This window comes from Mycobacterium sp. (assembly GCF_052145595.1).
Taxonomy (GTDB): domain Bacteria; phylum Actinomycetota; class Actinomycetes; order Mycobacteriales; family Mycobacteriaceae; genus Mycobacterium.
The window spans coordinates 1-25054 of record NZ_JBKQOI010000174.1; the positions used below are offsets into that span (position 1 = coordinate 1).

General features: G+C 66.7%; 24 protein-coding genes, 1 tRNA gene and 4 pseudogenes. 17 read left to right on the plus strand and 12 right to left on the minus strand.

What is annotated here, in order from left to right; all coding sequences use genetic code 11:
• A pseudogene (locus ACLP4W_RS16340) lies at positions 1 to 1067 on the plus strand (ATP-binding protein); the annotation flags it as partial.
• A 119-nt stretch (positions 1068 to 1186) separates the two neighbouring features.
• Here the strand turns inward: ACLP4W_RS16340 and ACLP4W_RS16345 are convergent.
• The 3 genes and pseudogenes from ACLP4W_RS16345 to ACLP4W_RS16355 form a co-directional block, all read right to left on the minus strand.
• On the minus strand, positions 1187 to 1702 hold the full coding sequence (locus ACLP4W_RS16345) for a hypothetical protein (RefSeq protein WP_442387630.1): 516 nt from the start codon (positions 1700 to 1702) through the stop codon (positions 1187 to 1189).
• A gap of 9 nt (positions 1703 to 1711) precedes the next feature.
• Complete coding sequence (locus ACLP4W_RS16350) at positions 1712 to 2071, minus strand: hypothetical protein (RefSeq protein ID WP_442387632.1); 360 nt, start codon at positions 2069 to 2071, stop codon at positions 1712 to 1714.
• A gap of 354 nt (positions 2072 to 2425) precedes the next feature.
• Positions 2426 to 3965 (minus strand): annotated as a pseudogene (locus ACLP4W_RS16355) (adenylate/guanylate cyclase domain-containing protein).
• Between the two features lie 203 nt (positions 3966 to 4168).
• Between ACLP4W_RS16355 and ACLP4W_RS16360 the strand changes: the two are divergent.
• The 4 genes and pseudogenes from ACLP4W_RS16360 (at position 4169) to ACLP4W_RS16375 (ending at position 6865) form a co-directional block, all read left to right on the plus strand.
• A complete protein-coding gene (locus ACLP4W_RS16360) occupies positions 4169 to 4537 on the plus strand; it encodes an ArsR/SmtB family transcription factor (protein WP_442387633.1) in 369 nt (122 codons plus the stop codon).
• Between the two features lie 17 nt (positions 4538 to 4554).
• Positions 4555 to 6046: pseudogene (arsB, locus tag ACLP4W_RS16365) on the plus strand (ACR3 family arsenite efflux transporter).
• Between the two features lie 25 nt (positions 6047 to 6071).
• On the plus strand, positions 6072 to 6506 hold the full coding sequence (locus ACLP4W_RS16370) for an ArsI/CadI family heavy metal resistance metalloenzyme (protein ID WP_442387635.1): 435 nt from the start codon (positions 6072 to 6074) through the stop codon (positions 6504 to 6506).
• Positions 6485 to 6865, plus strand: a complete 381-nt coding sequence (locus tag ACLP4W_RS16375; RefSeq protein WP_442387637.1) for a hypothetical protein — start codon at positions 6485 to 6487, stop codon at positions 6863 to 6865. Before ACLP4W_RS16370 ends, ACLP4W_RS16375 begins: the two co-directional genes overlap by 22 nt.
• Here ACLP4W_RS16375 and ACLP4W_RS16380 read toward each other — a convergent pair.
• On the minus strand, positions 6862 to 7488 hold the full coding sequence (locus ACLP4W_RS16380; RefSeq protein WP_442387639.1) for a restriction endonuclease: 627 nt from the start codon (positions 7486 to 7488) through the stop codon (positions 6862 to 6864). The two genes, ACLP4W_RS16375 and ACLP4W_RS16380, sit on opposite strands and share 4 nt — an antisense overlap.
• Positions 7489 to 7672: 184 nt before the next feature.
• Here ACLP4W_RS16380 and ACLP4W_RS16385 point away from each other — a divergent pair, with 184 nt between their 5' ends.
• Complete coding sequence (locus ACLP4W_RS16385) at positions 7673 to 8206, plus strand: hypothetical protein (RefSeq protein WP_442387641.1); 534 nt, start codon at positions 7673 to 7675, stop codon at positions 8204 to 8206.
• 33 nt (positions 8207 to 8239) lie between these two features.
• Here the strand turns inward: ACLP4W_RS16385 and ACLP4W_RS16390 are convergent, their stop codons facing one another.
• A complete protein-coding gene (locus tag ACLP4W_RS16390; RefSeq protein WP_442387643.1) occupies positions 8240 to 8989 on the minus strand; it encodes a glucose 1-dehydrogenase in 750 nt (249 codons plus the stop codon).
• A 6-nt stretch (positions 8990 to 8995) separates the two neighbouring features.
• Positions 8996 to 9523: a TetR/AcrR family transcriptional regulator gene (locus ACLP4W_RS16395; RefSeq protein WP_442387645.1), complete on the minus strand. Its 528-nt coding sequence runs from the start codon at positions 9521 to 9523 to the stop codon at positions 8996 to 8998.
• A 43-nt stretch (positions 9524 to 9566) separates the two neighbouring features.
• On the opposite strand from ACLP4W_RS16395, the gene ACLP4W_RS16400 reads away from it, so the two are divergent.
• Both ACLP4W_RS16400 and ACLP4W_RS16405 read left to right on the plus strand, forming a co-directional pair.
• Positions 9567 to 10862: a cytochrome P450 gene (locus tag ACLP4W_RS16400; RefSeq protein ID WP_442387647.1), complete on the plus strand. Its 1296-nt coding sequence runs from the start codon at positions 9567 to 9569 to the stop codon at positions 10860 to 10862.
• Positions 10859 to 11239, plus strand: a complete 381-nt coding sequence (locus ACLP4W_RS16405) for a nuclear transport factor 2 family protein (RefSeq protein ID WP_442387649.1) — start codon at positions 10859 to 10861, stop codon at positions 11237 to 11239. Before ACLP4W_RS16400 ends, ACLP4W_RS16405 begins: the two co-directional genes overlap by 4 nt.
• A 152-nt stretch (positions 11240 to 11391) precedes the next feature.
• On the opposite strand, the gene ACLP4W_RS16410 is transcribed toward ACLP4W_RS16405, so the two are convergent.
• The 3 genes from ACLP4W_RS16410 to ACLP4W_RS16420 form a co-directional block, all read right to left on the minus strand.
• On the minus strand, positions 11392 to 11691 hold the full coding sequence (locus tag ACLP4W_RS16410) for a DUF4193 domain-containing protein (protein WP_442387651.1): 300 nt from the start codon (positions 11689 to 11691) through the stop codon (positions 11392 to 11394).
• A gap of 221 nt (positions 11692 to 11912) precedes the next feature.
• Positions 11913 to 12413 (minus strand): DUF6328 family protein, encoded by a 501-nt coding sequence (locus ACLP4W_RS16415; RefSeq protein WP_442387653.1) that lies wholly within the window; start codon positions 12411 to 12413, stop codon positions 11913 to 11915.
• Between the two features lie 221 nt (positions 12414 to 12634).
• Positions 12635 to 13003 carry an STAS domain-containing protein gene (locus tag ACLP4W_RS16420; RefSeq protein ID WP_442387654.1) on the minus strand — a complete coding sequence of 123 codons (369 nt, stop codon included), beginning with the start codon at positions 13001 to 13003 and terminating at the stop codon, positions 12635 to 12637.
• A 161-nt stretch (positions 13004 to 13164) separates the two neighbouring features.
• Here ACLP4W_RS16420 and ACLP4W_RS16425 point away from each other — a divergent pair, with 161 nt between their 5' ends.
• The 5 genes from ACLP4W_RS16425 to ACLP4W_RS16445 are packed head-to-tail and all read left to right on the plus strand — an operon-like array spanning position 13165 to position 17721.
• Positions 13165 to 14067 (plus strand): STAS domain-containing protein, encoded by a 903-nt coding sequence (locus ACLP4W_RS16425; protein ID WP_442387656.1) that lies wholly within the window; start codon positions 13165 to 13167, stop codon positions 14065 to 14067.
• 22 nt (positions 14068 to 14089) lie between these two features.
• Positions 14090 to 14479: an STAS domain-containing protein gene (locus ACLP4W_RS16430; protein ID WP_442387658.1), complete on the plus strand. Its 390-nt coding sequence runs from the start codon at positions 14090 to 14092 to the stop codon at positions 14477 to 14479.
• Positions 14469 to 14879: an anti-sigma regulatory factor gene (locus ACLP4W_RS16435; RefSeq protein WP_442387660.1), complete on the plus strand. Its 411-nt coding sequence runs from the start codon at positions 14469 to 14471 to the stop codon at positions 14877 to 14879. The genes ACLP4W_RS16430 and ACLP4W_RS16435 overlap by 11 nt, the downstream gene beginning before the upstream one ends.
• Before the next feature lie 2 nt (positions 14880 to 14881).
• Positions 14882 to 15508 (plus strand): SpoIIE family protein phosphatase, encoded by a 627-nt coding sequence (locus ACLP4W_RS16440; RefSeq protein WP_442387674.1) that lies wholly within the window; start codon positions 14882 to 14884, stop codon positions 15506 to 15508.
• Positions 15505 to 17721 carry a SpoIIE family protein phosphatase gene (locus tag ACLP4W_RS16445; protein WP_442387662.1) on the plus strand — a complete coding sequence of 739 codons (2217 nt, stop codon included), beginning with the start codon at positions 15505 to 15507 and terminating at the stop codon, positions 17719 to 17721. The genes ACLP4W_RS16440 and ACLP4W_RS16445 overlap by 4 nt, the downstream gene beginning before the upstream one ends.
• A 13-nt stretch (positions 17722 to 17734) precedes the next feature.
• Here the strand turns inward: ACLP4W_RS16445 and selD are convergent, their stop codons facing one another.
• Positions 17735 to 18727 (minus strand): selenide, water dikinase SelD, encoded by a 993-nt coding sequence (selD, locus tag ACLP4W_RS16450; protein ID WP_442387664.1) that lies wholly within the window; start codon positions 18725 to 18727, stop codon positions 17735 to 17737.
• Positions 18728 to 18755: 28 nt separating this feature from the next.
• Here selD and ACLP4W_RS16455 point away from each other — a divergent pair.
• The 3 genes from ACLP4W_RS16455 (at position 18756) to ACLP4W_RS16465 (ending at position 21861) form a co-directional block, all read left to right on the plus strand.
• A tRNA-Sec gene (locus ACLP4W_RS16455) sits at positions 18756 to 18850 on the plus strand.
• An 18-nt stretch (positions 18851 to 18868) separates the two neighbouring features.
• A complete protein-coding gene (gene selA / locus ACLP4W_RS16460; RefSeq protein WP_442387666.1) occupies positions 18869 to 20170 on the plus strand; it encodes an L-seryl-tRNA(Sec) selenium transferase in 1302 nt (433 codons plus the stop codon).
• A complete protein-coding gene (locus ACLP4W_RS16465) occupies positions 20158 to 21861 on the plus strand; it encodes a SelB domain-containing protein (protein WP_442387668.1) in 1704 nt (567 codons plus the stop codon). Before selA ends, ACLP4W_RS16465 begins: the two co-directional genes overlap by 13 nt.
• A 13-nt stretch (positions 21862 to 21874) precedes the next feature.
• On the opposite strand, the gene ACLP4W_RS16470 is transcribed toward ACLP4W_RS16465, so the two are convergent.
• Positions 21875 to 24055 (minus strand): FUSC family protein, encoded by a 2181-nt coding sequence (locus ACLP4W_RS16470; protein WP_442387670.1) that lies wholly within the window; start codon positions 24053 to 24055, stop codon positions 21875 to 21877.
• A gap of 70 nt (positions 24056 to 24125) precedes the next feature.
• The gene (locus ACLP4W_RS16475) at positions 24126 to 24590 is read right to left on the minus strand and encodes a GatB/YqeY domain-containing protein (protein ID WP_442387672.1); all 465 of its coding nucleotides are present in this window, start codon (positions 24588 to 24590) and stop codon (positions 24126 to 24128) included.
• Here ACLP4W_RS16475 and ACLP4W_RS16480 point away from each other — a divergent pair.
• Positions 24589 to 25054 (plus strand): annotated as a pseudogene (locus ACLP4W_RS16480) (hypothetical protein); the annotation flags it as partial. The gene ACLP4W_RS16475 and the pseudogene ACLP4W_RS16480 sit on opposite strands and share 2 nt — an antisense overlap.

Below are 25054 nucleotides of genomic sequence, written 5' to 3' on the forward strand. Positions count from 1 at the left end.
TGTGGGACAGCCCCCGCCAGCGGGAAGCCTACGACTGGGTCACCATCGAGTTCGCCAATCTCCGCGCCGCGTTTCGGTGGGCCGCCGACCACGGCGACCTCGACGCCGCCGCCGCCATCGCCACCTACGCGGGGTTGCTCGGCTATCTGGTCCACAATTATGAACCGATAGCCTGGGCCGAGCAGCTCATCGAGCCCGCCCGCGCCGTCGACCACCCCCGGCTCGCGACTCTGTACGTGCTGGCGGCGCAGTGCTGGATGCCCGGACGGATCGAGGAGGCTGTCGGCTACGCCGAAGCCGGCCAGACGGTGATCGCCAATGGCGGCGAGGTGCCCGTCGGCGTCGAGGCCACGCTCGGCGCTGTGTACCTGGTCATCGGCCAGCCCGAGCGAATGGTCGAGTGGTGTCGCGCCCAGCTCGCACGCGGCCACGACCCCCTTACACTCACCCGGGCATCGCTGGTCACCGCACTGATGGTCGCCGGGGCCGGTGAGGAGGCGAGGGCCGCCGCGAACGGGCTGATCGACGCCGCCGAAGCCACCCACAACCCCTTGGCGCTCGCGTACGCGCTTAACACCTACGGCTACGCCTTCGGCGATGCTGATCCCGTCCGCGCGCTGGAAGCCCTGCGCCGGGGCCTGGTGATCGCCCAAGACAGCGGCAACCGCTTCGTCGAATCACATGTGGCGACCGGTTTGTCTCGGCTTGAGCCCGAACACGGCGACCCGCTGGCGGCACTCGATCACATCACTCTGGCCATCGGCAACTTCTACGACTCAGGCCACGTCGCCTACATCCGTGCCCCCCTGGCAACTCTCGCGGTATTCCTCGACCGCCTCGGACGCCTCGAACCGGCAGCCACCATCGCCGATTTCGCACTCAATCCCCTCACCGCGCCGACAGTCCCCGAACTCACCACCGCGATCACCCACCTGCGCGATGTCCTCGGCGACCAGACCTACGAATCGCTCGCCCGCAAGGGTGAGACGATGACCACCGCCGCCATGGTGACCTACGCCTACGACCAAATCGACCAGGCCCGAACAGAACTCGAACACCCCAGCTGAGTTGCGCGAGTTTCGGCGAGAGCACGCTTGCCCGCCTCGCGGCTACGGCTCGCCGGTGCCGAGCTGGCCTGAGTGGCACCCGGCCGCGCGGCGAGGTAGCGGGGAGTGACCGGGTTGGGTTAGGTGCTGGGTTCGGCCGTCTGTGACTCGACGACCGTTTCGGGCGGGGCGGTCCGCTCCCACAGGACCGCGCCCACACATGCCGTCCCGACCCATCCGAAGCCGGCCACCCCGCACCACGTCATCAATGTCATCGCGACACCCATCGGGCCGAACCCGTCCCAGCCCCGGAGCAACGCAGGAAAAATGACCCGGGCGGCGAGCGGGATAATGGTTCCGTCGATCACCACTCCGGCGAGCCCGGCGAGCGCAACGTACTTCCAGCCCCGGCCACCGTCCCGGACCAGGAGAACCGGCGTGAGCGACCAGAAGACCCACGCCGGTATGAGGGCCGCGACAAACAGCAGCACGCGGATCGCACCGGTGTGATCGCCGGCGAAGGCAATCCGTTCACGAACACCGATCATCGTCATGTATAGGACGAACCACGTGGCGCCCCGCAGCAGCCTCTGGCTCACCCCGAACTGCTCACGGCGCCAAGCCTTGGCGAAGATTCCGGCGATGGTGATCGACATCGGGATTCCCTACACCAGGAATCCGGCGACTCCAATGATCGTCCAACTCGACCTCAATCCCGAGGAAGTGCCGAACGCCTCGCGGACCCTGTCACTCAAGGGATATCGGAGTCCGAGCTCGCGGATCAGGAGTATGCCCGGACTGGCGTCCTTCGCGAAGCCAGACAAGTAGCCGAACCCGAGGATGACCAACGGGATGACCGTGGTGAACAGCTCGATCGAGACAAGTCCACTCTGCGTGCCGCCATCGATTTCGTTGAAGCGGGCGAGGATTGCGGCTGCCGGCCGTTTCCTGCGGACCTCCTCCAGCCGCCGGTAGCGCTCCTCCAGCCGCCGCCGGGCGTCCCCGCGCTTCGAGGTTGGGCTCATCGGTCGGCGAACTCCTCCAACGTGGGTTCGGGCCTGCTCAGCAGTCCGGAAAGGTCAACAACACGTTAGACGTGAAGTTCAGCGCCTCAGTCATGTCCCATCCCGTCGCCGCCGCCAGCTCTTCGTTTAGCTGCTTCCGATGACGGTCTGGTGATACGCGAGATCTGGCTGCTGCGGCTGCGGGCTCTCCTAGCGCGGGCTCACGGCGATGCCCCGGCTTACGCGCACTTCAGGGATCGCTACCGCGACATGACGAGATCGCTTGGCTTCGAAGGGCATATCGCCTGGGCCGAGGCGATGCCGTGCTGGGGGTCGTTCAGTACTGCTGCCGATCGTTGACCAAACTCCAGCTGTTCAGCTGCGATGGGTGGCCGGGGTGAGGCGGGCCATCCCGCGCAGAATCCACGGTGTGCGCCTCGCCATCACCTCCACGGCGCGGTCCGACCGGCGCATCGCCGTTCGCGGTCCGGGGGTGGGGGTTGACGCCAATTCCGCCTCGGCCGATCCCGCCCGCGGGCCGTGGCGATCGACCGCCAAAAGTTGCCAGGTGCCGGGCACACCACGCAACTCGACGGGCCCGCGGTCCTCGAAGCCCGTGCCCGAGCCGACGACCAAGTCGCGCACGGTGCGGGAGACGAGGATTTCGCCGGCGCAGGCCTGGCCGAGGATTCGCGCCGCGATGTGTACGGCGAGCCCCCCGATGTCGCTGTCCAGCAGTTCGCACTCGCCGGTGTGGATGCCAGCGCGGATCTCGATGCCCAACGTCTCAGCGTCAGCGCGCAACGCCTCGGCGCAGCGGATGGCCTGCGTCGGGCCGTCGAACGTGGCGAGGTGCCCGTCGCCGGTGCTCTTCACGACAGTGCCGCCGAATCGTTGCGTGAGTCCGATTGTGATCTCGCCAAAGCGTTGCAGCACCGCGCGCCACCGCTCGTCGCCCGTCGCCGCCGCGCGTTGCGTGGAGGCAACCATGTCGGTGAACAACACGGTGCGCAGGGCACGATGTGACTGCGGTGGTGCCGCATGGCTGCCGGTGAGGAACTTTTCGATCCCACTAAGGACCTTGTCGGGCTCGGTGAGCCAGGGCAAACTGTCCGCGCCGTCGACCTCGAGCCACTGCGCGCCCGGGATGTGGTCGGCGAGGTAACGGCCGCTGCACCGGAACGCCGGGGTCCTCGCGGGCATGGACGACCAGGGTTGGCGCCGTGATCGTCGGCAGGATCGGCCGGATGTCGATCTGGAACCCCGCTTCAAGCGTCGCCCGTGCCATCCCTGGGCTTGCGCTCATGCGCTCGAACGTTGCGAGCTGGCGTGTCGACCGCGCTGACGGAAGGCCGATCCTGAGTGCCGCACCGGTGCCCCAGGCCGAACGAACAGCACGGCCGAATTCCTGCATGCGGGCGAGCTGTTCAGTCGACGGCGCGTAGTCCTCACCCAGCTCGGCAAGGCTGCGCGCCCGCAGGTCGGCGGGGTCGCGGTCGATATCGTCCCACCCTTGTGATGCGAACGGGTACGTGCCGTTGAGGATCAATGCCCGCATTCGCTCCGGCCGTTTTGCCGCGAACACGATAGCCTGCGGGCCGCCCTCGCCCATCCCGAAGAGGACGGCTTCTCCGAAGCCGACGGCGTCCATCACGGCCTCGATCTCGGCCGCTCGATCATCCAGCGTGCGAACTTGCGGGACCGGGTCCGACAAGCCGAGTCCGGCCTTATCGAACAGGACCACGCGACAAAACGAGGAGAGCCGATCGAAGAAGGCCTTGAATTCGGGCATGGCCCAGGACAGCTCGACGTGGCTGACGAACGGCCCGACGAAGACAAGCTCGACAGGCCCGTCGCCGAACACCTGATACGCCAGGCTCAGATCGCCGCACGATGCGTACAAGGTTTCCGGCACAGCTTCTGAGGGTATTGACGCCGGGCGCTACCACGCGGGAATTTGGCGCACTTGCGCGCGACGACTCATGTCGATTGGCCGAACGTGCCGGGCCAGTGACCCCCGAACTACAGCTGGGTCAGTTTTGCCGAAGCGTAAGCCCGTCTGCTCCCCGCCCCTTTGCCGTTGTTGCGTCTTGATTCGATGAATGTTTATATAGATGAATGTCGAATCAAGTATCTCCGGGGTGCTGCTCGGCGCTGGGGGCGGGCGCCCTGGCCGAGCCACAGGCGGCTGAGTTGGCGGCCATGTTCAAGGCGCTCGGCGACCCGGTGCGCCTGCGACTGCTGAGCCTGATCGCGAGCCACCCCGGCGGTGAGGCCTGCGTATGTGAAATCTCAACGACCTTCGACGTCTCTCAGCCGACGATTTCTCATCACCTCAAACTGCTGCGCTCAGCCGGCCTGCTGGACTGCGAGCGGCGGGGCACCTGGGTGTACTACTGGGTGGTTCCCTCGGCATTGCAGCAGCTCTCGTCGGTCCTACATGTCGACGAACACGTTCCGGCGACCGCACCCGGGTGCGAGTCGTGACCAACACCCCGACGGCGGTGTCCGTCCCGAATGCGGTAGCAACCCGGCTTTCCACGCTGGACCGCTTCCTGCCGGTATGGATCGGGGTGGCCATGGCCGCCGGCCTGTTGCTGGGCCGACTCGTTCCCGGCCTCGGATCGGCCCTGAGTGGTGTTGAGATCCAAGGCATTTCACTGCCAATCGCGGCGGGCCTACTGGTCATGATGTATCCGGTGCTGGCCAAAGTCCGCTACGACCGGCTCCATGAGATCACCGCCGACCGCAAGCTGATGGTGTCCTCTCTACTGCTCAATTGGCTGGTCGGGCCTGCCGTGATGTTCTCCCTGGCCTGGCTGCTGCTGGCGGATCTACCCGAGTACCGCACAGGGCTGATCATTGTTGGACTGGCCCGCTGTATCGCCATGGTGATCATCTGGAATGACCTGGCCTGCGGGGACCGCGAAGCCGCAGCCGTGCTGGTCGCGTTGAACTCGTTGTTTCAGGTTGTCATGTTCGCCGCGCTGGGCTGGTTCTACCTGTCCGTGCTACCCGGCTGGCTGGGCCTGCCTCAAACCGGCATCGACGTGTCGCCATGGCAGATCGCCAAATCCGTACTCATCTTCCTGGGCATTCCGCTGCTTGCCGGATATCTGTCGCGCCGAGTGGGTGAACGGTCCAAGGGCCGCCACTGGTACGAGACCCGGTTCCTGCCCCGCATCGGGCCGTGGGCCCTGTACGGGTTGCTGTTCACCATCGTCATCCTGTTCGCCTTGCAAGGCCACCAAATCACCTCGCGGCCATGGGATGTCGCCCGCATCACGATCCCACTGCTGGCCTACTTCGCCGTCATGTGGGCTGGCGGATATGCGCTCGGATTCGCGCTACGGCTCGGCTACGCCCGCACCACCACCCTGGCGTTCACCGCCGCCGGTAACAATTTCGAGCTGGCCATCGCGGTGGCGATCGCCACTTTCGGTGTCAAGTCCGGGCAAGCCCTGGCCGGGGTCGTCGGACCACTGATCGAGGTGCCGGTGTTGGTTGGGCTGGTCTACGTGTCACTGTCGCTGCGCAACCGGCTGTTTCGAACGCAGCCGAACTGAGGAGCCCAAGCCGATGGCCAACAAACCCAGCGTCCTGTTCGTCTGCGTCCATAACGCCGGACGCTCGCAGATGGCCGCCGCTCTGCTGAGCCACGTGGCCGGAGGTCGCATCGAAGTCCGCTCCGCCGGAACCGAACCCGCCGATCAGATCAACCCCGTCGCCATCGCCGCCATGGCCGAACTCGGCATCGACATCACCACCGCCACCCCCAAGATCCTTACCAACGACGCGGTGCACACCAGCGACGTCGTGATCACCATGGGCTGCGGCGACGCCTGTCCCTACTTTCCCGGGGTGTCCTACCGCGACTGGAAACTGCCCGACCCCGCCGGCCAACCCCTGGCCACGGTGCGCGCCATCCGTGACGACATCGCCGAGCGCGTCCGGGCTTTGGTCACCGAACTCCTGCCCACCGCCACGACCACATGACCGCACCCGGGGAAAGGACCCATCCATGTCGCGTCTTCAGCTGGCCCTCAACGTCGACGACCTCGAGGAGGCAATCACGTTCTACTCCAAGCTGTTCAACACCGAACCGGCGAAGGTCAAACCCGGCTATGCCAACTTCGCGATCCCTGAACCCCCACTCAAACTGGTGCTGCTCGAAAACCCAGGCCACGGCGGCACCCTCAACCACCTCGGCGTTGAAGTCGAGTCCAGCGAGGAAGTCCACGAAGAGATCGCCCGACTCGCCAACGAGGACATGCTCACCGAAGAAGAGATCGGTACGACGTGCTGCTTCGCTACCCAGGACAAGGTATGGGTCATCGGCCCCGCGGGAGTGCGGTGGGAGATATACACGGTCCTTGCTGATTCCGAGACGTTCGGCACCAGCCCCGGGCTTCCCGACACCACGGAGGTGTTCCGGTGCACGTCCTGGCCTACCTAGCTGCGGCGCTGATCGCGGCGTGGGGAATAGCCCATGCCGTACCCACCAAACGGGTGGTGGCCGGTTTCGCGCCGATCACGCCGGACAATCGGCGCGTTCTCACCCAGGAGTGGTTGGCCGAGTCCTTCACGATGTGGGGCATGGCCACCCTGGTGGTCGCGGTCACCGCGACTACGACTGACATCCAGGTCACCGCCATCGTCTACCGCGTCGTCGCAGGGTTACTCATAGCCCTTGCGGTGCTCACGGCGCTCACCGGCGCCCGAACCCCGATTGTGTGGTTCAAGGTCTGTCCCGTACTGCTTGCCACGTCTGCGGCCCTGCTACTCGTGGCCAGCGCTGCGGCAGCAGCTGCTTAGGCTTCTAAATCCGGTAGCAGCCGCCGCCTAGCGTGCGGCCCAGGATTACGCACCGCGGCGGGCACGGCGCCCGTCCAGATTTGCAATTGCTCCCGCGCGACGAGACGGCAACGGTGGGTATCGGCCAACTGGCGAGCCGCTTTGGTGAACGCCTGATTTGTCACCACGACCGCCTGGTTGCAACCGTGATGCAGTGCGCCGGAAACAACCTGCTGCACGGCGGCGACGCCAACGGCCTTTGCCAGCCTCTTACATTGGACCGCCATGCACGCACCGTCTTTCTTGGCGATCAGATCCACTCCATAGTCACCGGTGCTGGCTGTGTGGGTGACGTTCCAACCCCTGGTTCGAAGCTGTGCCGACACGAATTCCTCGAACTCGACACCCGACATTTGGTCGATGGCCGCCATACCGGACGTCAGGTATTTAAGGTCACGTCTTCGTTGTCGCATGGCTCGGAAGCGGTCGCGTCGAACAGCAAGCCACAACAGGATCAGCACCATCACAACGAGGCCGCCCATCCCGGCCGAAAATCCCGCCGGCACGCTGCCGGTGGCCCGCTGTGTGAAATACCAAGGGACAGCCAACCCCAACACGAGGAAGGACCCGGCGATCTTCTCCATGACTCCTCAAGGTGCCGACTCGGACTCGTCCGATGAACGTAGCGGATGGCTGTGACACTTCCGTCGCGGCGCAATGGTTCGAGTTACGCGTGAGACCGCCGCAACGCGCGATAATCGCCAACCGACGCTAGACTTTGCCCGCATGACGTTGGTCAGGGCGAAGTCCCAAGAGAGGGTGCCTCGCGTGTTGCGGCGACCCTTCGCCAAACCTCCCAATTTCCCGGTGCAGGTCGACTTTGCCAAACACCCAACTCTGTTGGAGATCTCACAACGGCAGAAGGAGATCGAGGCATGGGAAGCGATGAACGTCAGCGGCTACCGGTTCGCCAAACCCGGCGCCATTATCGGGTTCCTGATCTCCGCCGCGATGGTGTTTGTCGCGTTAACACCCATCCCGCCGAACTGGCCATGGAACATCCCGCTGGTAATACTGGCCATCTTCACGGCCGTGGCGACGGCGGTCTGTGGCCTTTTGTGGTTCGGCAATCCGGACATCGGCCCCCGTCCCGAGTCGTTGGCGATCGTGCCATTCTCGCGGGCGGAAAACCTGCACCTGATGAGTGGTCAGACCCTCGAGCCGTACCGAGCGACCTGCACCTGCCCCGGCTGTGGCGACCTATCCACCCATCTGATCCGCAGGCCGGCCGATGACGAGCCTGAATGGGCGATGGCTACTCGGCGTTGCGGAGTGTGTGCGCGGGAATGGGCTCAGGCCTAAACTACTTATGCCCCATAGTAATAGCACCAGGTCCTACATCTTGACGGGCACGTAGCTGGTCAACCCCCCGTCGACGACGAACTCCGAGCCCGTGGCGTAGGCCGACTCGTCGCTGACGAGGAAGAGCACAAAGGTGGCCACCTCACTGGGTTCAGCCCCCCGACGCATCGGAATCGGGGCCATGTATTCCTTGGTGACTCCCTTGCTCAAGGGGGTGTGCACCAGGCCGGGGTGGATCGAGTTGACCCGAATCCCGTAGGCCGCCAGTTCAACCGCCGCCGATTTGGTGATGCCGCGCAGCCCGAACTGCGCCGCCACGTAGGCATGCAGGTGGGCGCTGCCCGCCATTCCCTCGACCGACGAGATGTTGACGATCGATCCCCCACCCCCGGCGATCATGGGCTCGACGACGGCGCGCATGCCAAGGTAGGCGCCGGTGAGGTTGACGTCCAGGACCTGCTGCCAGTCGGACAGCGAGGAACCCCGCAATGGGCCCATCTTGACGATCCCGGCGTTGTTCACCAGCGCATCGAGCCGCCCGAACCTGTTCACCGCCGCTTCGACGGCCGCGTCCCACTGCTCTGGATCCGCGATGTCCAGGTGTACGAAATGGGCTGCCTCGCCGAGCTTTTCGGCGACCGCGCGCCCGTCATCGTCGAGGATGTCGCCGATCACCACCCGCGCGCCCTCCGCCACCAGCGCCCGCGCGTGGGCGGCGCCCATGCCGCGGGCACCGCCGCTGATCAGCGCCACCTTGCCGTCAACTCGTCCCGCTCGTCCCATAGCCGGTTACCGTACGCCCGCGGCAATACGTAGCTGATCGAGCAGCAGGTCGTCGTCGTAGCCGGGCACCAGGTAGTGGCACACCGCGAGGCGCACCAGCGCCATCGCCACGACGTCCGGGTCGGACACCTGCCCCGCCAGCGCTGGAGCGATCAGCTCAACCAATGTCGGCAGTGCCCTGGCCATCTGGCCGAGCACCAGACCGGGTTCTATCTCGATCAGCCCCCGCATCTGGTACGAGCCGTAAAAGTCGACCAGGAACTGCAGCAGCGCAGCTACCCGCTCGCGACCGACGCGGCCGCCAATCGCTCGATCCAAATCCTCACGCAACAACTGCAATTCGAACTGACTGAAGGCCGACATCAACTCGTCTTTGGACGCGAAGAACTTATAGAAGGTCGGGCGCGAGATGCCGGCCTGGGTTGCGACGTCCGACAGATTCAGCTTGCCGTATCCGTGGCGGCACAGCACTTTGAAGGTGGCCCGCAGGATGCGCTCGCGCATCGGGTCACCGGCGACGGCTTGATCGGTCATTTACATCCTTTACAGTATTTGTAAGCGATGTTAGCGTCGCGGCATGGCGCCCGCACCATCGGACTACAACAAGGTCAACTTCTTCAGCGACCCCGGATTGGTCGCGGATCCTTACCCGTACTACGAGTACCTGCGTGCACAGTGCCCGGTTTCGCCCGTACCCAGCAGCGGTATCGTCGCGGTGACCGGGTACGACGAACTCACCGAGGTGTACCGCGACAGCGCGAGGTTTTCCGCCGTCAACTCGTCGTTGGGCCCGTTTCCCCTGCCGTTCAGCGTGATCGGCGACGACATCTCCGAACTCATTGAGTCTCATCGTGATCGATTCCCGATGAGTGAGCATCTGGTGTCGTTCGACCCGCCCAAACACACCGCGCACCGCGCGTTACTCAACGGCCTGTTCACCCCAAAGCGGCTCAAGGAGAACGAGGAGTTCATGTGGGCCCTCGCCGATCAACTGATCGACGAGTTCGTCGCCAACGGATGCTGCGAGTTCGCCTCCGCGTACGGTCAGCCGTTTCCGTTACTGGTCATCGCGGACCTATTGGGAGTGCCCGCAGCCGACCATTCGATGTTCCGTGAGCTGTTGGCCGGCAAGGGCCCCGCGGAAGACCCGGAGTGGGCTCAGCGCGACCAGGACGGTTCGGTGAACATGAATCCACTTGCCTACCTGGACAAGTGGTTCACCACTTACATCAGCGACCGACGCGACACGCCCGCCCATGACATCCTCACCGAGATGGCCACCCAGCACTTCCCGGACGGCTCACTGCCCGAGGTGGTGGATCTGGTGCGGATCGCCACGTTCCTGTTCATCGCGGGACACGAGACCACCGCCCGGCTGTTGTCCAGCACAATGCGAGTCTTGGCCGAGGACTCGGAGCTGCAAGCTGCGTTGCGCGGCAACCGTGATCGCATTCCGAACTTCATTGAGGAGATGCTGCGGCTGGAGAGTCCGATCAAGAGCGACTTCCGGTTGACCCGAGTCGCGACGACGCTCGGTGGAGTCGAGCTTCCAGCCGGCACGACCGTGATGCTGCTGCCCGGTGCCGCGAACCGGGACGCGGCCCACTTCGACTGCCCGGCCGAACTGCGGATGGACCGGCCGAACACGCGCCAGAACGTGGCGTTCGCCCGCGGGGTGCACAGTTGCCCCGGGGGGCCACTCGCCCGCATCGAGGGCCGAGTCACCATCGAGCGGATCCTGGACAGGCTCAAAGACATTCGGGTCGATGAAGCCCAGCACGGACCGCCGGGGGATCGTCGTTTCGACTACGTGCCGCTATACATCCTTCGGGGGCTGGAAGCGCTGCACATTGAGTTCACCGCGAAGCGATGACCGCGAGCGGTCGGTTGCAGGGGTGGCTCGACAAGCTGGCGCTGACCGAGTTGCTGGCGGTGCTGTCCGCGGCCGTTGATCGTGGCGACCGGGAGGCGATCATCTCTTGCTATGCAGCGGAGTCCTACGACGACCACGGGGCCTTCCAGGGATCTGGTCGCGAGTTCGCCGAGATGATCTGTGCCCCATCGGATCCCGGCGACCAGATGACGATGCACCACCTGCTGGGCCAGTCGGTGTTCGACATCGAGGGCGACGACGCATGGGGGGAGACTTTCTTCGTCATGCACGCGGTCATCGGTGGCCGGACGATGACGTCGTTCGGCCGCTACATCGACTACTTCCGACGGACCGACGCGGGCTGGAAAGTGGCCTAACGGCGCGTGGTGCCCGACGTAACGCTTCCCGGCGACGACGCGGAGTACTGGACGCCAAGTCGCGACCGTTCCGATCCTCGATACGACCGGCTCACGACGCCGCCGAACCGCCCGTGACCCATGCGTCGGGCGCACTTCCGCCCACGCCGGCGTTACGCGCAGTCGGCGCAGATCGGAAGTCCAGAGCTCGAGCTGCGTAACCGGCTGCGGTGCTGCACTAAAAAGCAGCTAGAACAAGTGAATTCGTCGTTGCGCTGCGGAATCACCGTCACCGACAGTTCTTCACCGGACAGGTCCGCGCCGGGCAGCTCGAAAAAGAGCACGTCGTTGGGGTCCTCGTCGACAACGGCGATGGTCGAGCCGGGCAGGGTGGGCGCCAGCTCGCGTAGGGCGGACGTGTCCTGGGCCTCGTCCGGTATCCGACGTGCGTCGTAATCGCTGCTGTTCGCCATGGATGTTCCTTCCTGCCGAATGACGGGTTGACGCACCTGCCTGTACTCACCCGTGGCTCAGGCGATACCCCATTTCGGCGCCGACCACACCCATAGAGCCCAAGAAATTAGACACGCGACAAATGACGCCTTTCGGCGTGTCGATGGAAGTCGACTCAGCATCGCCGAGGCTTTCACTGGCGTGGCCGCGTTTCACCCGGTCAAGGCCGGAAATGAAACGCTCACTTTCCGTGGGAGCGCAGCGTCAGCGGCAACACCCACCAAAAGAAGACAAACAGCGCCAGCGCACACGCTCCCGCGATAAACCCCGTGCTGGACCCGGCTACGGCTGCGAACACGATGATCGTCACCCCGGTCAGCGCCACACCCAGCAGCGCCAACCCGGCGTAGGCGCACCGGTGCGCGGCCGACACCAGCACTTGGAGACGATGCCGCCTGAACAGCAGCCGGTGGATGCCGACCGGGGCGATCAGCAGCATCGTCGCCGCCACCGAAGACCCCACCGTCGCCAAATAAACGATCCCCATTTGTTCGCTAAGGACGTCGAAACGCTGCTGAAACGGCAGCGTCAACAGGAAGCCGGTGAGCAGCTGCACCCCGGTCTGCACCACCCGCAGCTCCTGCAGGAGGCTGGTCCAGTTGCGGTCCAGCCGTTCGATTTCGGTTTCGCCACGTTCGTTGCGATCCCACTGCTGGTCCTGTTCCGGATGATCGACATCCATAGCCGTGATCATCGCACTGGCCGTGCGTGGGCGTGTTGATTTGGCGCCGATGCGGCGGGTTATGGGACGGTTCCCAAACCTTCGAGTGCATCTCGATTATCAAACCTGTTGTCGCGCAGGCATTCACCATAGCCCCGGAGCGCAAATGGGGCCCGCCGAACCGCCGCTACCTATGGCGCCGTCAGCGCGCCGGCCCCAACGGATGGCAGCCGCGCGCCGGCTCAGTGGTTGAGCTTGCCGTCCCGCACCGCGGTCAACGCGTCGTCCAGCGTCGGGTACAGCGGGAATGTCTTGTCCAGACCGGTCAGGTGGATCGGTCTCCTGGTCGCAGGACCGCGCGCAACCACCCCGAACTCGGTCGACTTGCCCAGTTTCTCGTAGGTCGCCGCAAGGATCTTCAACCCTACCGAGCCGAGGAACTCCACCGCGGAAAGGTCGATGACCAGTGCCGTCGGCCCCTCCGCGACCACCGCGCTGATGGCTTGTTCCAGCGCGGGAGCGGTGACCAAATCGATTTCGCCGCTGACACTGACCACGGACACGCCATCGTGGTCCTCAACCAACGTGGTAATCGAATCAGGAGCTGACAATGGCGATCCTTAGTCCCGGGCCTTGAGCGTGCTGCAAGCCTAACCTGCCGTGCGAACTGCGAGAAGAATAAGCCCTCCACACCTGCGCCGCGACAACCCACGCTAGTCTCCCCATAGGAGGTGCGCACTGCGGAGCAGCGACGCGGCACACGGGAGGCCAGATGTCAGATTCGCCGTCGGATTTCAGTAACACAAACACCGCCGCGCAGACGGTCACCGTTTCCAGCGAGGGCCTGCTGCCGCAGCTAGTGCAGCATCTGCGGCAGAATCGGACAGTCTTGCGCGAGGAATGGGCCCGCAGGATCACCGAGGCCGAACTGCTCACCGCGATGACCCCGGAGGAGCTGTTCTCCGAGGCAACCGCCGTCTACGACAACTACGTCGAGGTGCTCGAGACCGGTAGCGTCGAGGCGTTGCAGGCCTACGCGCGTGACCTGTCAGAACGCATCATTCCGCGGGGCGTGGAAACCGACGAGGTCATCGGTATCGTCCTGCTGCTGCGCGACGTGCTCGCGCGCTCGCTGTTCGAGAAGTACCAGAGCGAGTTCGAGATGCTCAACCGCGTTCTGGACGCCTACGAGCCGGCGGCCAACCGCATCGCGAATACCGTTGCCGTCAGCTTCGTGCAGGAACGCGAGCGCATCATCCGCCAGCAGCAGGAGGCGATCCGCGAGCTGTCGACGCCGGTGCTGCAGGTGCGCGAGCAGCTGCTGATTCTGCCGATCATCGGCGTGCTCGACAGTCAGCGCGCCCGCCAGGTCACCGAACAGCTGCTGCGGGCCATCCGCGCCAACCGCGCAAAAGTCGTGGTCATCGACATCACCGGTGTGCCCACCATCGACTCCACGGTGGCCAACCACCTGGTGCAGACGGTCGATGCGTCGGGGTTGATGGGCGCGAGCGTGATCATCACCGGCCTGTCCTCGGAAATCGCCCTGACGCTGGTGACCATCGGACTGGACCTGTCGAAGATGAATGCCGTCGGCGACCTGCAGGGCGGCATCGAGGAAGCCGAACGCCTGCTCGGCTACGAGGTCACGCGCACCGGCGAGCAGACCGGGTGAGCACAACCAGCACGAGCACGCAATGCCAGTACCAATCCTGAAACAGGGCTCGATCCTTATTGCCACGGTGCAGTCCGCGCTGACCGACTCGGAGACGGAACGGCTGCGGTATGACCTCATGGAACGGGTCAGCAGGTTTCGCGCACAGGGCATCATCGTCGACGTCACCGCCATCGACGTGATGGATTCGTTCGCCGCCCGCTCGCTGCGGACCATCGCCCACATGACCCGGCTACGCGGCGCGGACACCGTGATCGTGGGTCTGCAGCCAGAGGTGGCCTTCGCCATGGTCCAACTCGGCCTGGCGTTCGACGACATGAACACCGCGCTGGACCTCGAAGAGGGCCTTGCGCTGTTGAATCGTAAACGGGGAGTGGGGAAATCGACGATCGGGCGCGACGGTGGCGGATGACATCGTCGTCGACATCGATGACTCTGACGACATCGTCGCCGCCCGCAAAGCCGGACATCAACTCGCACTCGATCTCGGATTCTCGCTGACCGACGTCACGATGATCGCCACGGCGGTCTCCGAAATCGCACGAAACATCACCAGCTACGCGGGTCGGGGCGCCGTCCGGGTCACGGTGGCCGACCGGGAGGGCCGCAAGGCCCTGGTGGTGCGCGCCGAAGACGACGGCCCGGGCATCGCCGACATCGAGCGCGCGATGGAGGACGGATATTCGACCGGTCGAGGGTTGGGGATGGGCTTACCCGGCGCCCGCCGCCTGATGGACCGACTGGTCGTGGATTCCAAACTCGGCCGCGGAACGGTGGTCGAAATGTGGAAATGGGTCCCGGCCCGTGCATGACCATGCATAACAGTGGCCGGCTGGGGCCGATCGAATGGGCGACCGTGGGTCGCCCGCTGCCCGGCGAGCACCTCTCCGGTGACCAACCGATTGCGGTCGGCATCGATGACGGCGCGGCTTTATTCGGTGTGATCGACGGCCTCGGCCACGGGCCGGACGCCGCGACGGCCGCCCTGCGCGCCGTCGATGCGCTCAACAGGGCGCGTGGTGAGCGCGTGGAAGTCCTTGTGCAACTCTGCCACCGTGTGCTGGAGGGCACCCGAGGAGCCGCTATGACCTTGGCGCGGGCGGATTTCGGGGCCGGCACCCTGACTTGGACCGGGGTGGGAAACGTCACCGCCGACCTGGTCGCCAAGGCAGCGGCCGGCATCCACGTCCGATCCAGTGCGCGCCTGACCGCGGGCATCGTCGGTTACCGCATACCGGAAATCAGGCCGGCGCAAGTGGTTCCAATTCGCGCCGGCGACCTGGTCGTGATCACCACCGACGGCATCGACGAAAATCATCTGCAGCACATCGACTTCGCCGCTTCCGCCGCGGTTATCGCCGAAGAAATCCTGGGTAAACACGCCAAAGAAACCGACGATGCGATGGTGCTGACCGCGCGTCACCGGGGAGCATCGACATGAGCGGCAACGACGACTTTCGTGTTCACTACGCCGCAGCGTTGAACGGCTACTTGGACGCCCGCGACGAGGACAGCCTGGCCGTCGGCCACGAGCTGGGACGCCGGGCGCTGCAAGAGGACATCAGCATGCTCGAAATCATCGAGCACCACGTCCGTCTTGTTCTCGAACTCTCGCAGGACGTCCGAATCGACGCGCCGGTCGCATTGGAATTCCTGTTGCAGACGCTAGCCCCGCTCGACGTCGCAACTCGGGGATTTCTCGACGGCACCAAGCGCTACGCGGAACAACGCGCCCGCGCCGAGGGTCTCGCCGACCGTGACAAGTTCCGCACCGCCCTGGTGAATTCGCTGCAGGAGGGGTTCTTCGTCGCCGATCACGAGGGCGCCGTGATCGAAATGAACAACGCCTTCATCGAGATCCTCGGCTATCCCACCGAAGGGCTGCCATACCGGTGGCCGCACCCGTGGTTGGTCGACAAAAAGACTGCGCGTGAACAGCAATCCCTGGTCCGCAGCAAAGGTAGCGCCGAGTACGAGACGCCGATTCGCCATCGAGACGGTCACCTCGCTTGGGTGACGGTGAGCATCAATGCGGTCAAGGAGACCGACGACGACCGGGACGTCTACGTGGGGACGATACGAGACATCACCGCGGAGCGGGCGTTTGCGGCCCGGGAAGGCGCGGTCCTGCGGCTGGCCACGGCCGTGGCGGTGGCCAAAAGTGTGGCCGAGCTGCTGTCGATCACTCTCGACGAGTGCCGTACGGCGATCGACGTGCAACGCGTCGTCGCCGTCGCTTGGCCCAGCGGTGACGGCGAACCGGCCGTCCAGACCGCGGGCGAACCTTCCGCATCTTCTTGGCGCGCACTGGATCCGTGGTTGCGGACTACCTTTCAGGACGCTCGTCACCAGCTACCGCTCTCAGCCAAGACGGTCGAGCGGCCCGGCAATCCCGGCAGGGCACAGGGATTGGTCGCGGTGCTCTCCGGCACGGGAGATCTCGCGTTGTGGTTGGAGCTTCGCTCCCCGCGTTGGATCAGCGCGGAGGATCGGCTCCTGGTCACCGTGCTCATCGGCCACCTCAGTCTGGCCATGCAGCATGTCCGTCAGTTCGAAAGCGCCCGGGAGACGTCGCTGACGTTGCAGCGCGCGATGCTGCCCCCGGTGGAGCCGCCGCCAGGGTTTGCCGTGTGCTACGAACCCGCCGTCCCGCCATTGGAGATCGGCGGCGACTGGTATGACGTGCTGCCACTCGGAGATGACCGCATCGGCATCGTCGTCGGCGACTGCGTAGGTCGTGGTCTGCCGGCGGCCGCGATCATGGGTCAGCTACGCAGCTCGGCACGCGCACTGTTGATCAACGGGGCCCAGCCCGCGCTGTTGCTCGAGCAACTCGACTCGGCGGCGTCCCTCATCCCGAATGCTTACTGCACGACGGTTTTTCTGGCGATCCTGGACACCGAATCCGGGGTGCTGCAGTACAGCAACGCCGGTCATATGCCCGCCGTGCTCAGCGGACCCGAGCCCGGAAAGACGACCGTGTTGACCGACGCCGCGTCGGTTCCGCTTGCGGTCCGCCGAGGCGGACCGCGCCCGCAGGCCTCCCGGGTGTTACCGCCGGGATCGACGCTGATGGTGTTCACCGATGGCCTGGTCGAGCGGAGATACGAATCGATCGACGATGGATTCGCCCGAGCCGCAAACGTTTTGGCGAGAACTATCAACATGCCTTTGGACGCTGTCCCGGCCGCTGTGGTTCGCCAGCTGGCCCCGGCGGGAGGGTATGACGACGACATCGCGATGGTGATATATCGGCACCAGCCGCCGGGGCTTCGAATCGAAAGAGGAGCCACGGCAGACCAATTGGTCGATATCCGGCATCGGCTTGCCGAGTGGCTGCGGGCCGCCGACGTCCCGGATGCGTTGGCCGCCGACATCGTGCTGGTCGTCAACGAAGCGTGCACCAACTGCGTCGAGCATGCATACCGCGGACACCGCGTCGGCGCAATGCTGCTCGAAGTGAAAACCGCCGACGACGAAATCCGGGCGCGGGTCACCGACTCCGGTTCGTGGAAGACACCGGCCGCCGACCCGGGCAACAGCGGGCGGGGACTAATGCTGATGCGGGCGCTCAGCGAGACGTTGGAACTGGACACCACGCCAACCGGCACCACCGTCGACGTCACTTTCCGGATTCCAACCGAAGCCGGTTAGTCGACGGCGCATATCAGCGCACCACAATCGTGTGTTCCCCGCGCGGCACCAGCTCTCCGATGATCGGCGCGCCAGGGATCTCGCCCGCGATCAGCAGCCCGCCCGAGGTCTGCGCGTCGGCGAGCAAGAGGGCCTCGTCCTCGCCGACGCCCGACAAGTCGACGTGTGGAGCCACCCAGTCGAGGTTTCGCCGCGTGCCCCCGCTGACGTAGCCCGCCGCCAGCGCCTCCCGTGCCCCGTCCAGATAGGGCACCGCAGCCGATTCGATCAGCGCCGTGACGCCGCTGGCCCGCGCGAGCTTGTGCAGATGCCCGAGCAGGCCGAAACCGGTGATATCAGTCGCGCACTCCACACCCGCAGCCAGCGCCGCCCCGGCCGCCTCCGCGTTGAGCGTCGTCATCACCGCGACCGCCTCCGGGAAGCACTCACCAGTGGCCTTGTGCCTGTTGTTCAGCACGCCTACCCCGAGCGCCTTGGTCAACGACAGCGGCACGCCCGGTTTGGCGGAGTCGTTGCGCAGCAACCGGTTTGGGTCGGCAGTCCCGGTTACCGCCAGCCCGTATTTGGGCTCGGGGTCGTCGACACTGTGCCCACCGGCGAGATAGCAGCCCGCCAGTTCGCACACGTCCAGCCCGCCGCGCAGCGTCTCGGCCGCCAGCTCGAACGGCAGCAGATCTCGCGGCCAACCCAGCAGGTTCACCGCGACCACCGGACACCCGCCCATCGCGTACACGTCGGACAGCGCGTTGGTGGCCGCGATTCGGCCCCAGTCGTACGCGTCGTCCACGACCGGGGTGAAAAAATCCGCCGTCAGGATCAGCGCCGTGCCGCCTTCGATGCGCACCACGGCCGCGTCGTCGCCGCTGTCCAGCCCGACCAGCAGCTCACCGGCCGGATGGCGCGGCGCGGTCCGGCCCAGCCCGCGGACCACGTCCTCCAGTTCGCCTGGCGGGATCTTGCACGCGCAGCCGCCGCCGTGGGCGTACTGAGTCAGTCGGTAGCTCATGGTGTCCATAATTGTCGGCATGGCTCATGGAGGCGTGTCCGGTCTGGTGACCGGCGCGGTCTTCAAAATCGTCGAACGGCAGACGCTGCCGCTGGCGGGTTCGATTCCCGTCCGCCTCCGCCATACTCCTTCGGACCCGACATGACCGACCCGCGGCGGCGGGTGCCCCGCACCGACGTGCTGCTCGCCGATCCCCGCCTGGCCGAAGCCGAGCGCCTGCTGGGACGCGCCCTGGTGAAGTCCGTGATCGCCGAGGCGCAGCAGCGGGCACGGGCCGGCGAAATCGAGCCGGAGCGCGTCGCCGAGCACGCCGTCGCCGCGCTGCCCGCCACCGCGTCAAGCCTGCGGCCTGTCGTCAACGCCACCGGCGTGGTCGTGCACACGAACCTGGGCCGGGCGCCGCTGTCACGCGCCGCGCTGGACGCGGTGGCTGCCGCGGGCGGCACCACGGACGTCGAGTTCGACCTGGCAACCGGTCGGCGCGCTCGCCGGGGCCGCGGCGCGTTGGCTGCGCTGGCCCGGGCGGTGCCCACCGCCGGCGGAGTGCACGTCGTCAACAACAACGCCGCGGCGCTGCTGCTGACCGCGCTCACGTTGGCTGGCGGCAAGGAAATCGTGCTCAGCCGTGGTGAATTGGTCGAAATCGGCGACGGATTCCGCATCCCCGAACTGCTGGCGTCCACCGGTTCACGGCTCCGCGAAGTCGGCACCACCAACCGCACCAGCCTGCGCGACTATGCCGAGGCGATCGGGCCCGAGACCGGTTTCGTGCTGAAGGTCCATCCGTCCAACTTCCACGTCAGCGGCTTCACCTCGGCCGTCGGGATCGCGGAGTTGGCGGCCCTCTTGGACGAGCTCAAGGCACCGCTGGTGGTCGACATCGGTTCCGGGCTGTTGGCCCCGCATCCGGTGCTGCCCGACGAGCCGGACGCCACGTCGACGCTGCGCGCCGGCGCGGACCTGGTTACCGCGAGCGGCGACAAGTTGCTGGGCGGCCCGCAGGCCGGCCTGATGTTCGGCGAAGCGCAGCTGATCGAGCGGCTACGCCGGCATCCGGCGGCGCGCGCCCTGCGCGTGGACAAGCTCACCCTCGCCGCACTGGAAGCGACCCTGGTCGGCCCGCCACCGCCGGTGGCTCAGGCGCTGGTCGCCGACGTGGCGCAGCTGCGGGCCCGCGCGGAACGGCTTGCCGCACAGCTCCCCCAGAACCTGGGGGCAGAGGCGGTGGACTGCGTCGCAGCCGTCGGCGGCGGCGGGGCACCGGATGTGCGACTGCCCAGCGCCGCGGTGAGCCTGCCGGAGTCCTACGCCGCCGCGCTGCGCACCGGCGACCCACCGGTGGTCGGCCGGTTAGAGGCCGGGCGATGCCTGCTGGACCTGCGCACCGTGGCCCCGGAATCCGACGAACTGCTGGTCGCGGCGGTACGGGCATGTTCGTCATAGCCACCGCCGGGCACGTCGACCACGGCAAGTCGACCCTGTTACATCGGCTCACCGGCATGTGGCCGGACCGGTTGGCCGAGGAGCAGCGCCGGGGCCTGACCATCGACCTCGGCTTCGTGTGGACCGAAATCGACGGGCGCCAGCTCGCGTTCGTCGACGTGCCCGGCCACGAACGGTTCGTCGCCAACATGCTCGCCGGCGTGGGTGCCGTGCCGGCCATCATGTTCGTCGTGGCCGCCACCGAGGGCTGGATGCCGCAGTCCGAAGAGCATCTGGCCGCCCTGGACGCCCTCGGGGTCCGGCACGCGCTCCTGGTGATCAGCAAGGCCGACCTGGCCGATCCCGGTCCGGCGATCGAGCAGGCGCGAGAACGGTTCGCCGCCACGTCGCTCGCCGAGCCGCGCGTCGCCCTGGGCACCGACCTTGATCAGGTGCGCGCAGAACTGTTGGCGCTGACGGACCGGCTGCCGCCGCCGGACCGCGACGCCGACGTGCGGCTGTGGGTCGACCGCTCCTTCACCGTTCGGGGTGCGGGCACGGTGGTGACGGGAACGCTGGTTGCCGGCACCATCCGGGTGGGCGACGAACTCGAACACGCCGGGCAGCGCGTCACCGTGCGCGGCCTGCAATCGCTGGGCCGCAACCAGACCGGGGTCGGCGCAGTGGCCCGCGTCGCACTGAACCTGCGGGGCGTGGACCGTAAGGACATCGGCCGCGGGGACACCGTGGGGACCCCGGGCGCCTGGCTGGACACCGCGGAAATCGACGTCGCCCTGCGGTCGGTGGGCAAACTGCACCGTCAGCTCGCGCTGCACATCGGGTCCGCGGCGGTGCCTGTGCACGTCCGCCCGCTGGGGACGGGTGCGGCCAGGCTACGCCTGGGACGGCTGTTGCCGTTGCGTGTCGGAGACGTCGGGTTGCTGCGCGATCCAGGGGAGCATCGGATCGCGGCCGGGATCGAGGTACTCGACGTGCGGCCGCCGGGCCTACGCCGGCGCGGCGCGGCGCGCGCCCGTGCCGCGGAGCTGGCGACCGGCCGCGTCCGTCCGCCCGACTGCGCCCGGGCAGATGAGCTGCACGCGATGGGTCTGCCCACAACCGGCAAGTCGCGTCAGCGAGTGGGCGACTGGGTGGTGGACCCGCAGTGGTGGGCCGCGCGGCGCGAGTGTGCGACCGCGACGGTGCAGCGCTGGGCCGCCGACCACGACATCGCGGCGGGGATGCCGCTGGGGACGTTGCGGCAGCAGGTCGGACTACCCACCGCAGAACTGATGCCCAAGCTGCTGGAGGGCACCGGCCTCGAGGTGGTCGACGGGCTGGTCCGGACGCCCGGTGCTAGCCTGCCGGCCCGCGTCGACAAGGCGGTGCACAAGGTCGAGCAGTGGCTGGCCGCCGAACCGTTTCGCGCGCCGGAGGCCTACGAGCTGGCTGAGCTGAAGCTCGGTACCCGCGAGCTGGCCGCGGCGGTGCGCGCCGGTCGGCTTACCCGGATCGCCGACGGTGTCGTGCTCGGGCCCGACGCGTTGGATCGAGCGGTCGGCATCCTCGCGACGCTGCCGCAGCCGTTTACCGTCAGCGAGGCCCGCCGCGCCCTGGGCACCACCCGACGGGTCGCGGTGCCATTGCTAGAGCAACTCGACGGGCGGCGGATCACCCGGCGGAGCGGCGACGGCACGCGGACAGTCGATTGATCAAGCCGCGAAATCAGTCGCCCACGGAGATCGCTGCGGCAGCGGCGCTTTCGCGTTCGCGAAGTGACACGAACTCGAGTTGAGCGAGGTTGGCCGCCACCGTGACCAGTGGCTGCGCGGCCTCGACGGCTTGGTGGTGATCGGTAGTTTCGGCGCGCAGTACCTGCACGAATTCCCCCGCCATAGGCGGATTTGTCGTGTCGCTGGCCCCAGAGAGCTGCGCGCTGACGAATTCCAGGTGAGCTTCTAACACGGCGCGGACTGCTAGGCACCCTCCGGTCGGCGGTAGCGTCCTGATGTCGGCGATCATGTCCGCCGCGAGGCGCACCCAGGTTCCCCGGTTGGCCGCCCTCACCACCGGGGTCCGCAGGTTGGCCCCGCTGCCGGTCTCCGAAAGATAATGGCGCAGAGCATCATCGACTCTTCGGCTGCCCACCACCGCGTCGTGGCTCAGGGCCGCGAGGTTGGCGTCAATTCCCTCCCGGCTTTCCTCCGAACGACCACGGGTGACGCGCAGCACCGCCGCCTGAAGATAGCGCACATTGACGTCGAGCGCGGCCCCGATCAGAGCAGACACCGCAGCCGTGGCGCCCCTGGGCCACAGCAGCAGCGACACACCCAGACCCACGGCCGCGCCCATCGCGATGTCTTCGATGCGCAGCAGACCGACGCGCCAGCCGGCAGGGGCCGTGAGGTTGAGGATGACCAACAGACTCAACGCACCCATGGCCTGAGCGGCGGTGAAGGAAACGAACCGAGGCAGATAGGTCGACGCGAACACCGTTATCGGCACCAGCAGCCACAGCACAACGGGTTCCACACCTGCAGCGCCAATGAGTACCCCGCCGAGGATGATGCCCAACGCGGTACCCGCGACGGCCTGAACGACTTTGGTTCTGGTGGCGAGCGCACTGCTGCTGAGCACCAGCATCGTTCCCACCACGACCCAGAAGCCATGCTCGACCAAACGCAGGTGGGTGACGGCGACGGCCAGAGCCAGCCCGGCGCCCATGCGGAGGCCGTTATGTGCCGCCACGGAACGGGTGGCCAGAAACGCGCTGAGAATCGTGGTGCCCGCCACGGTCTCCGGTGACAGCCGGTCGGCGAAGCCGGTCGGCGGCAGCCGTACGCCGAGGGCCCGGGCCCACACCGGCCGGGCATCGGCCGCGGCGGCCGCGGCGATGACCCTGCCCGTCAATCCGATGGTTGTCGCGATCACTCGGCACGCCAGCAGCTGCCGACCAGTCGCAATGGCCGCCGCGTCGTCCGGAGCGCGGAGGATCAGTTCCACGTCCTCGCGATAACTGCCACGCGCGACCGCCCGCAATCGGGGAAGTGCCTCGTCGAGAGCGGCGCGGTTCGCGGCGCGATGGGCCAGTTGCGAAGCATCGAGCAACCGAGCGCAGCACCGCAGGACGTCGATGCCCGGCGGTCTCACCGGACCCAGCGTCGCCCCGGTGTGGTCGTCGACCAGGTCGGCGACCAGTTCGAGAAGGTCGACGATTCGCACCAGTGCCCGGCTGCCGGCGCTGAGGCCGACCGGCCGGAAGCTGGCGGCGAGGAAATTGTCCCGCAGCGCGTCCATCGCCGCGGTCACGTCTTCGGCCGAGCCGATGCCCTCGATCCGGTCGGCCAGCGCCGCGCACACTTGTGCGACGTGACGGCGCAGGGCGCCATAGTGCCGCGGGGGAAGGAAGAACAACGCCGCCGGCACGCATATCACCAGCGCGATCAGCCAACCCAGCAGCCGCTCGCCGATCGGCCCGACGGGCGTGCAGACCGGCCAGACATAGAACAACAGGGTCGCGCGTTGACCGGCGGACATCGTCGCACTGAGCATGCCGGCCAGCGTCACCGCAATGCCGAGGAAAAACATCAACGTCACCGCCAGCCAGGCAATGGGAGCAACGAGCGTGCTGAGGGTGATCAGAACGAATCCGTTGACGGCCAAGCCGAGGTAAGCCACCGCGCGCTGCTGTCGGTTGCCCGGAAATTCGGTGACCACCAAAAGCCAAAAGGCACCGAGCAACGCGTACAGGGGTGTCACCCTGCCGCCCACGACGGCGAAGGCGAATCCGGTCGTAAGGGGCACCATGATCGCCGCACGGATGGCGCGTCGCAGCGCGTCGCGCTCCGGATCCTTGCTGCGCAGCAGATCCAAAGTTTGCCGGATCGACCGGATCCGGATCTGCATGACTGGATGATAGAACGGTTGCCAGGTGGAGGCCTGACGGGCGCGATGGCGACTCCGCGTCGTCGCGTGGCTACAGCCGCTCTTTGACCGCCGCGGACAACCGCGCGCCGTCGGCCTTGCCGGCCGCGATCGCGGTGGCCGCCTTCATCACCATTCCCATCTGCTTCGTGGTGGGCCGGTGCCCCAGCTCCTCGGCCACCTCGGCTATGGCGGTGTCGGCAACATCGGCCACCTCGGCCTCGGTGAGCGGCGTGGGCAGGTACTCGTCGATGATCCGCGCCTCGGCGTGCTCGTTGGCGGCGAGATCTCCGCGTCCGTTTTGGGTGTAGATCTCGGCCGCCTCGCCGCGCTTCCGCGATTCCCTGGCCAACACCTTCGTGATGTCGTCGTCGGACAGTTCGCGCGCCTCCTTGCCGGACACCTCCTCGGTCTGAATCGCGGCCAGCAGAATGCGCAGGGTCGCCATTCGCAACTTGTCCTGGGCCTTCATCGCCTGGGTCAGGTCCGCCCGGAGCCGCGATTTGAGTTCCGCCATGACTGAGACGCTACGCGCCGGAACCCTGGTCAACGTTGAGAAATGCCGGGACCGCCGACAGGATGGAGGCCATGACGAACGACGGGCCCGGCTTCGGGGCTGGTTTCGAAGGCCGCTGGACTTGGTGAACCCGCCGCCTGGTTACCCGGTCGGCCCGCCGCCCGGCTACGGCCCGCCACCCGGCTACGGCCCCCCACCCGGCTACGGCCCGCCACCCGGCTACGGCCCGCCACCCGGCTACGGTCCCCCACCGGGGTACGGTCCGCCACCCGGCTACGGTCCCCCACCGGGGTACGGCCCCCCACCCGGCTACGGCCCCGCACCGGGGTACGGCCCGCCCCAGCTGCCTCCGAGAGCGGTCAAACCCGGGATCATCCCGCTGCGGCCCTTGACCCTGAGCGACATCTTCAACGGCGCGGTCGGCTACATCCGGGCCAATCCCAGGCCGACGCTGGGGCTGACCG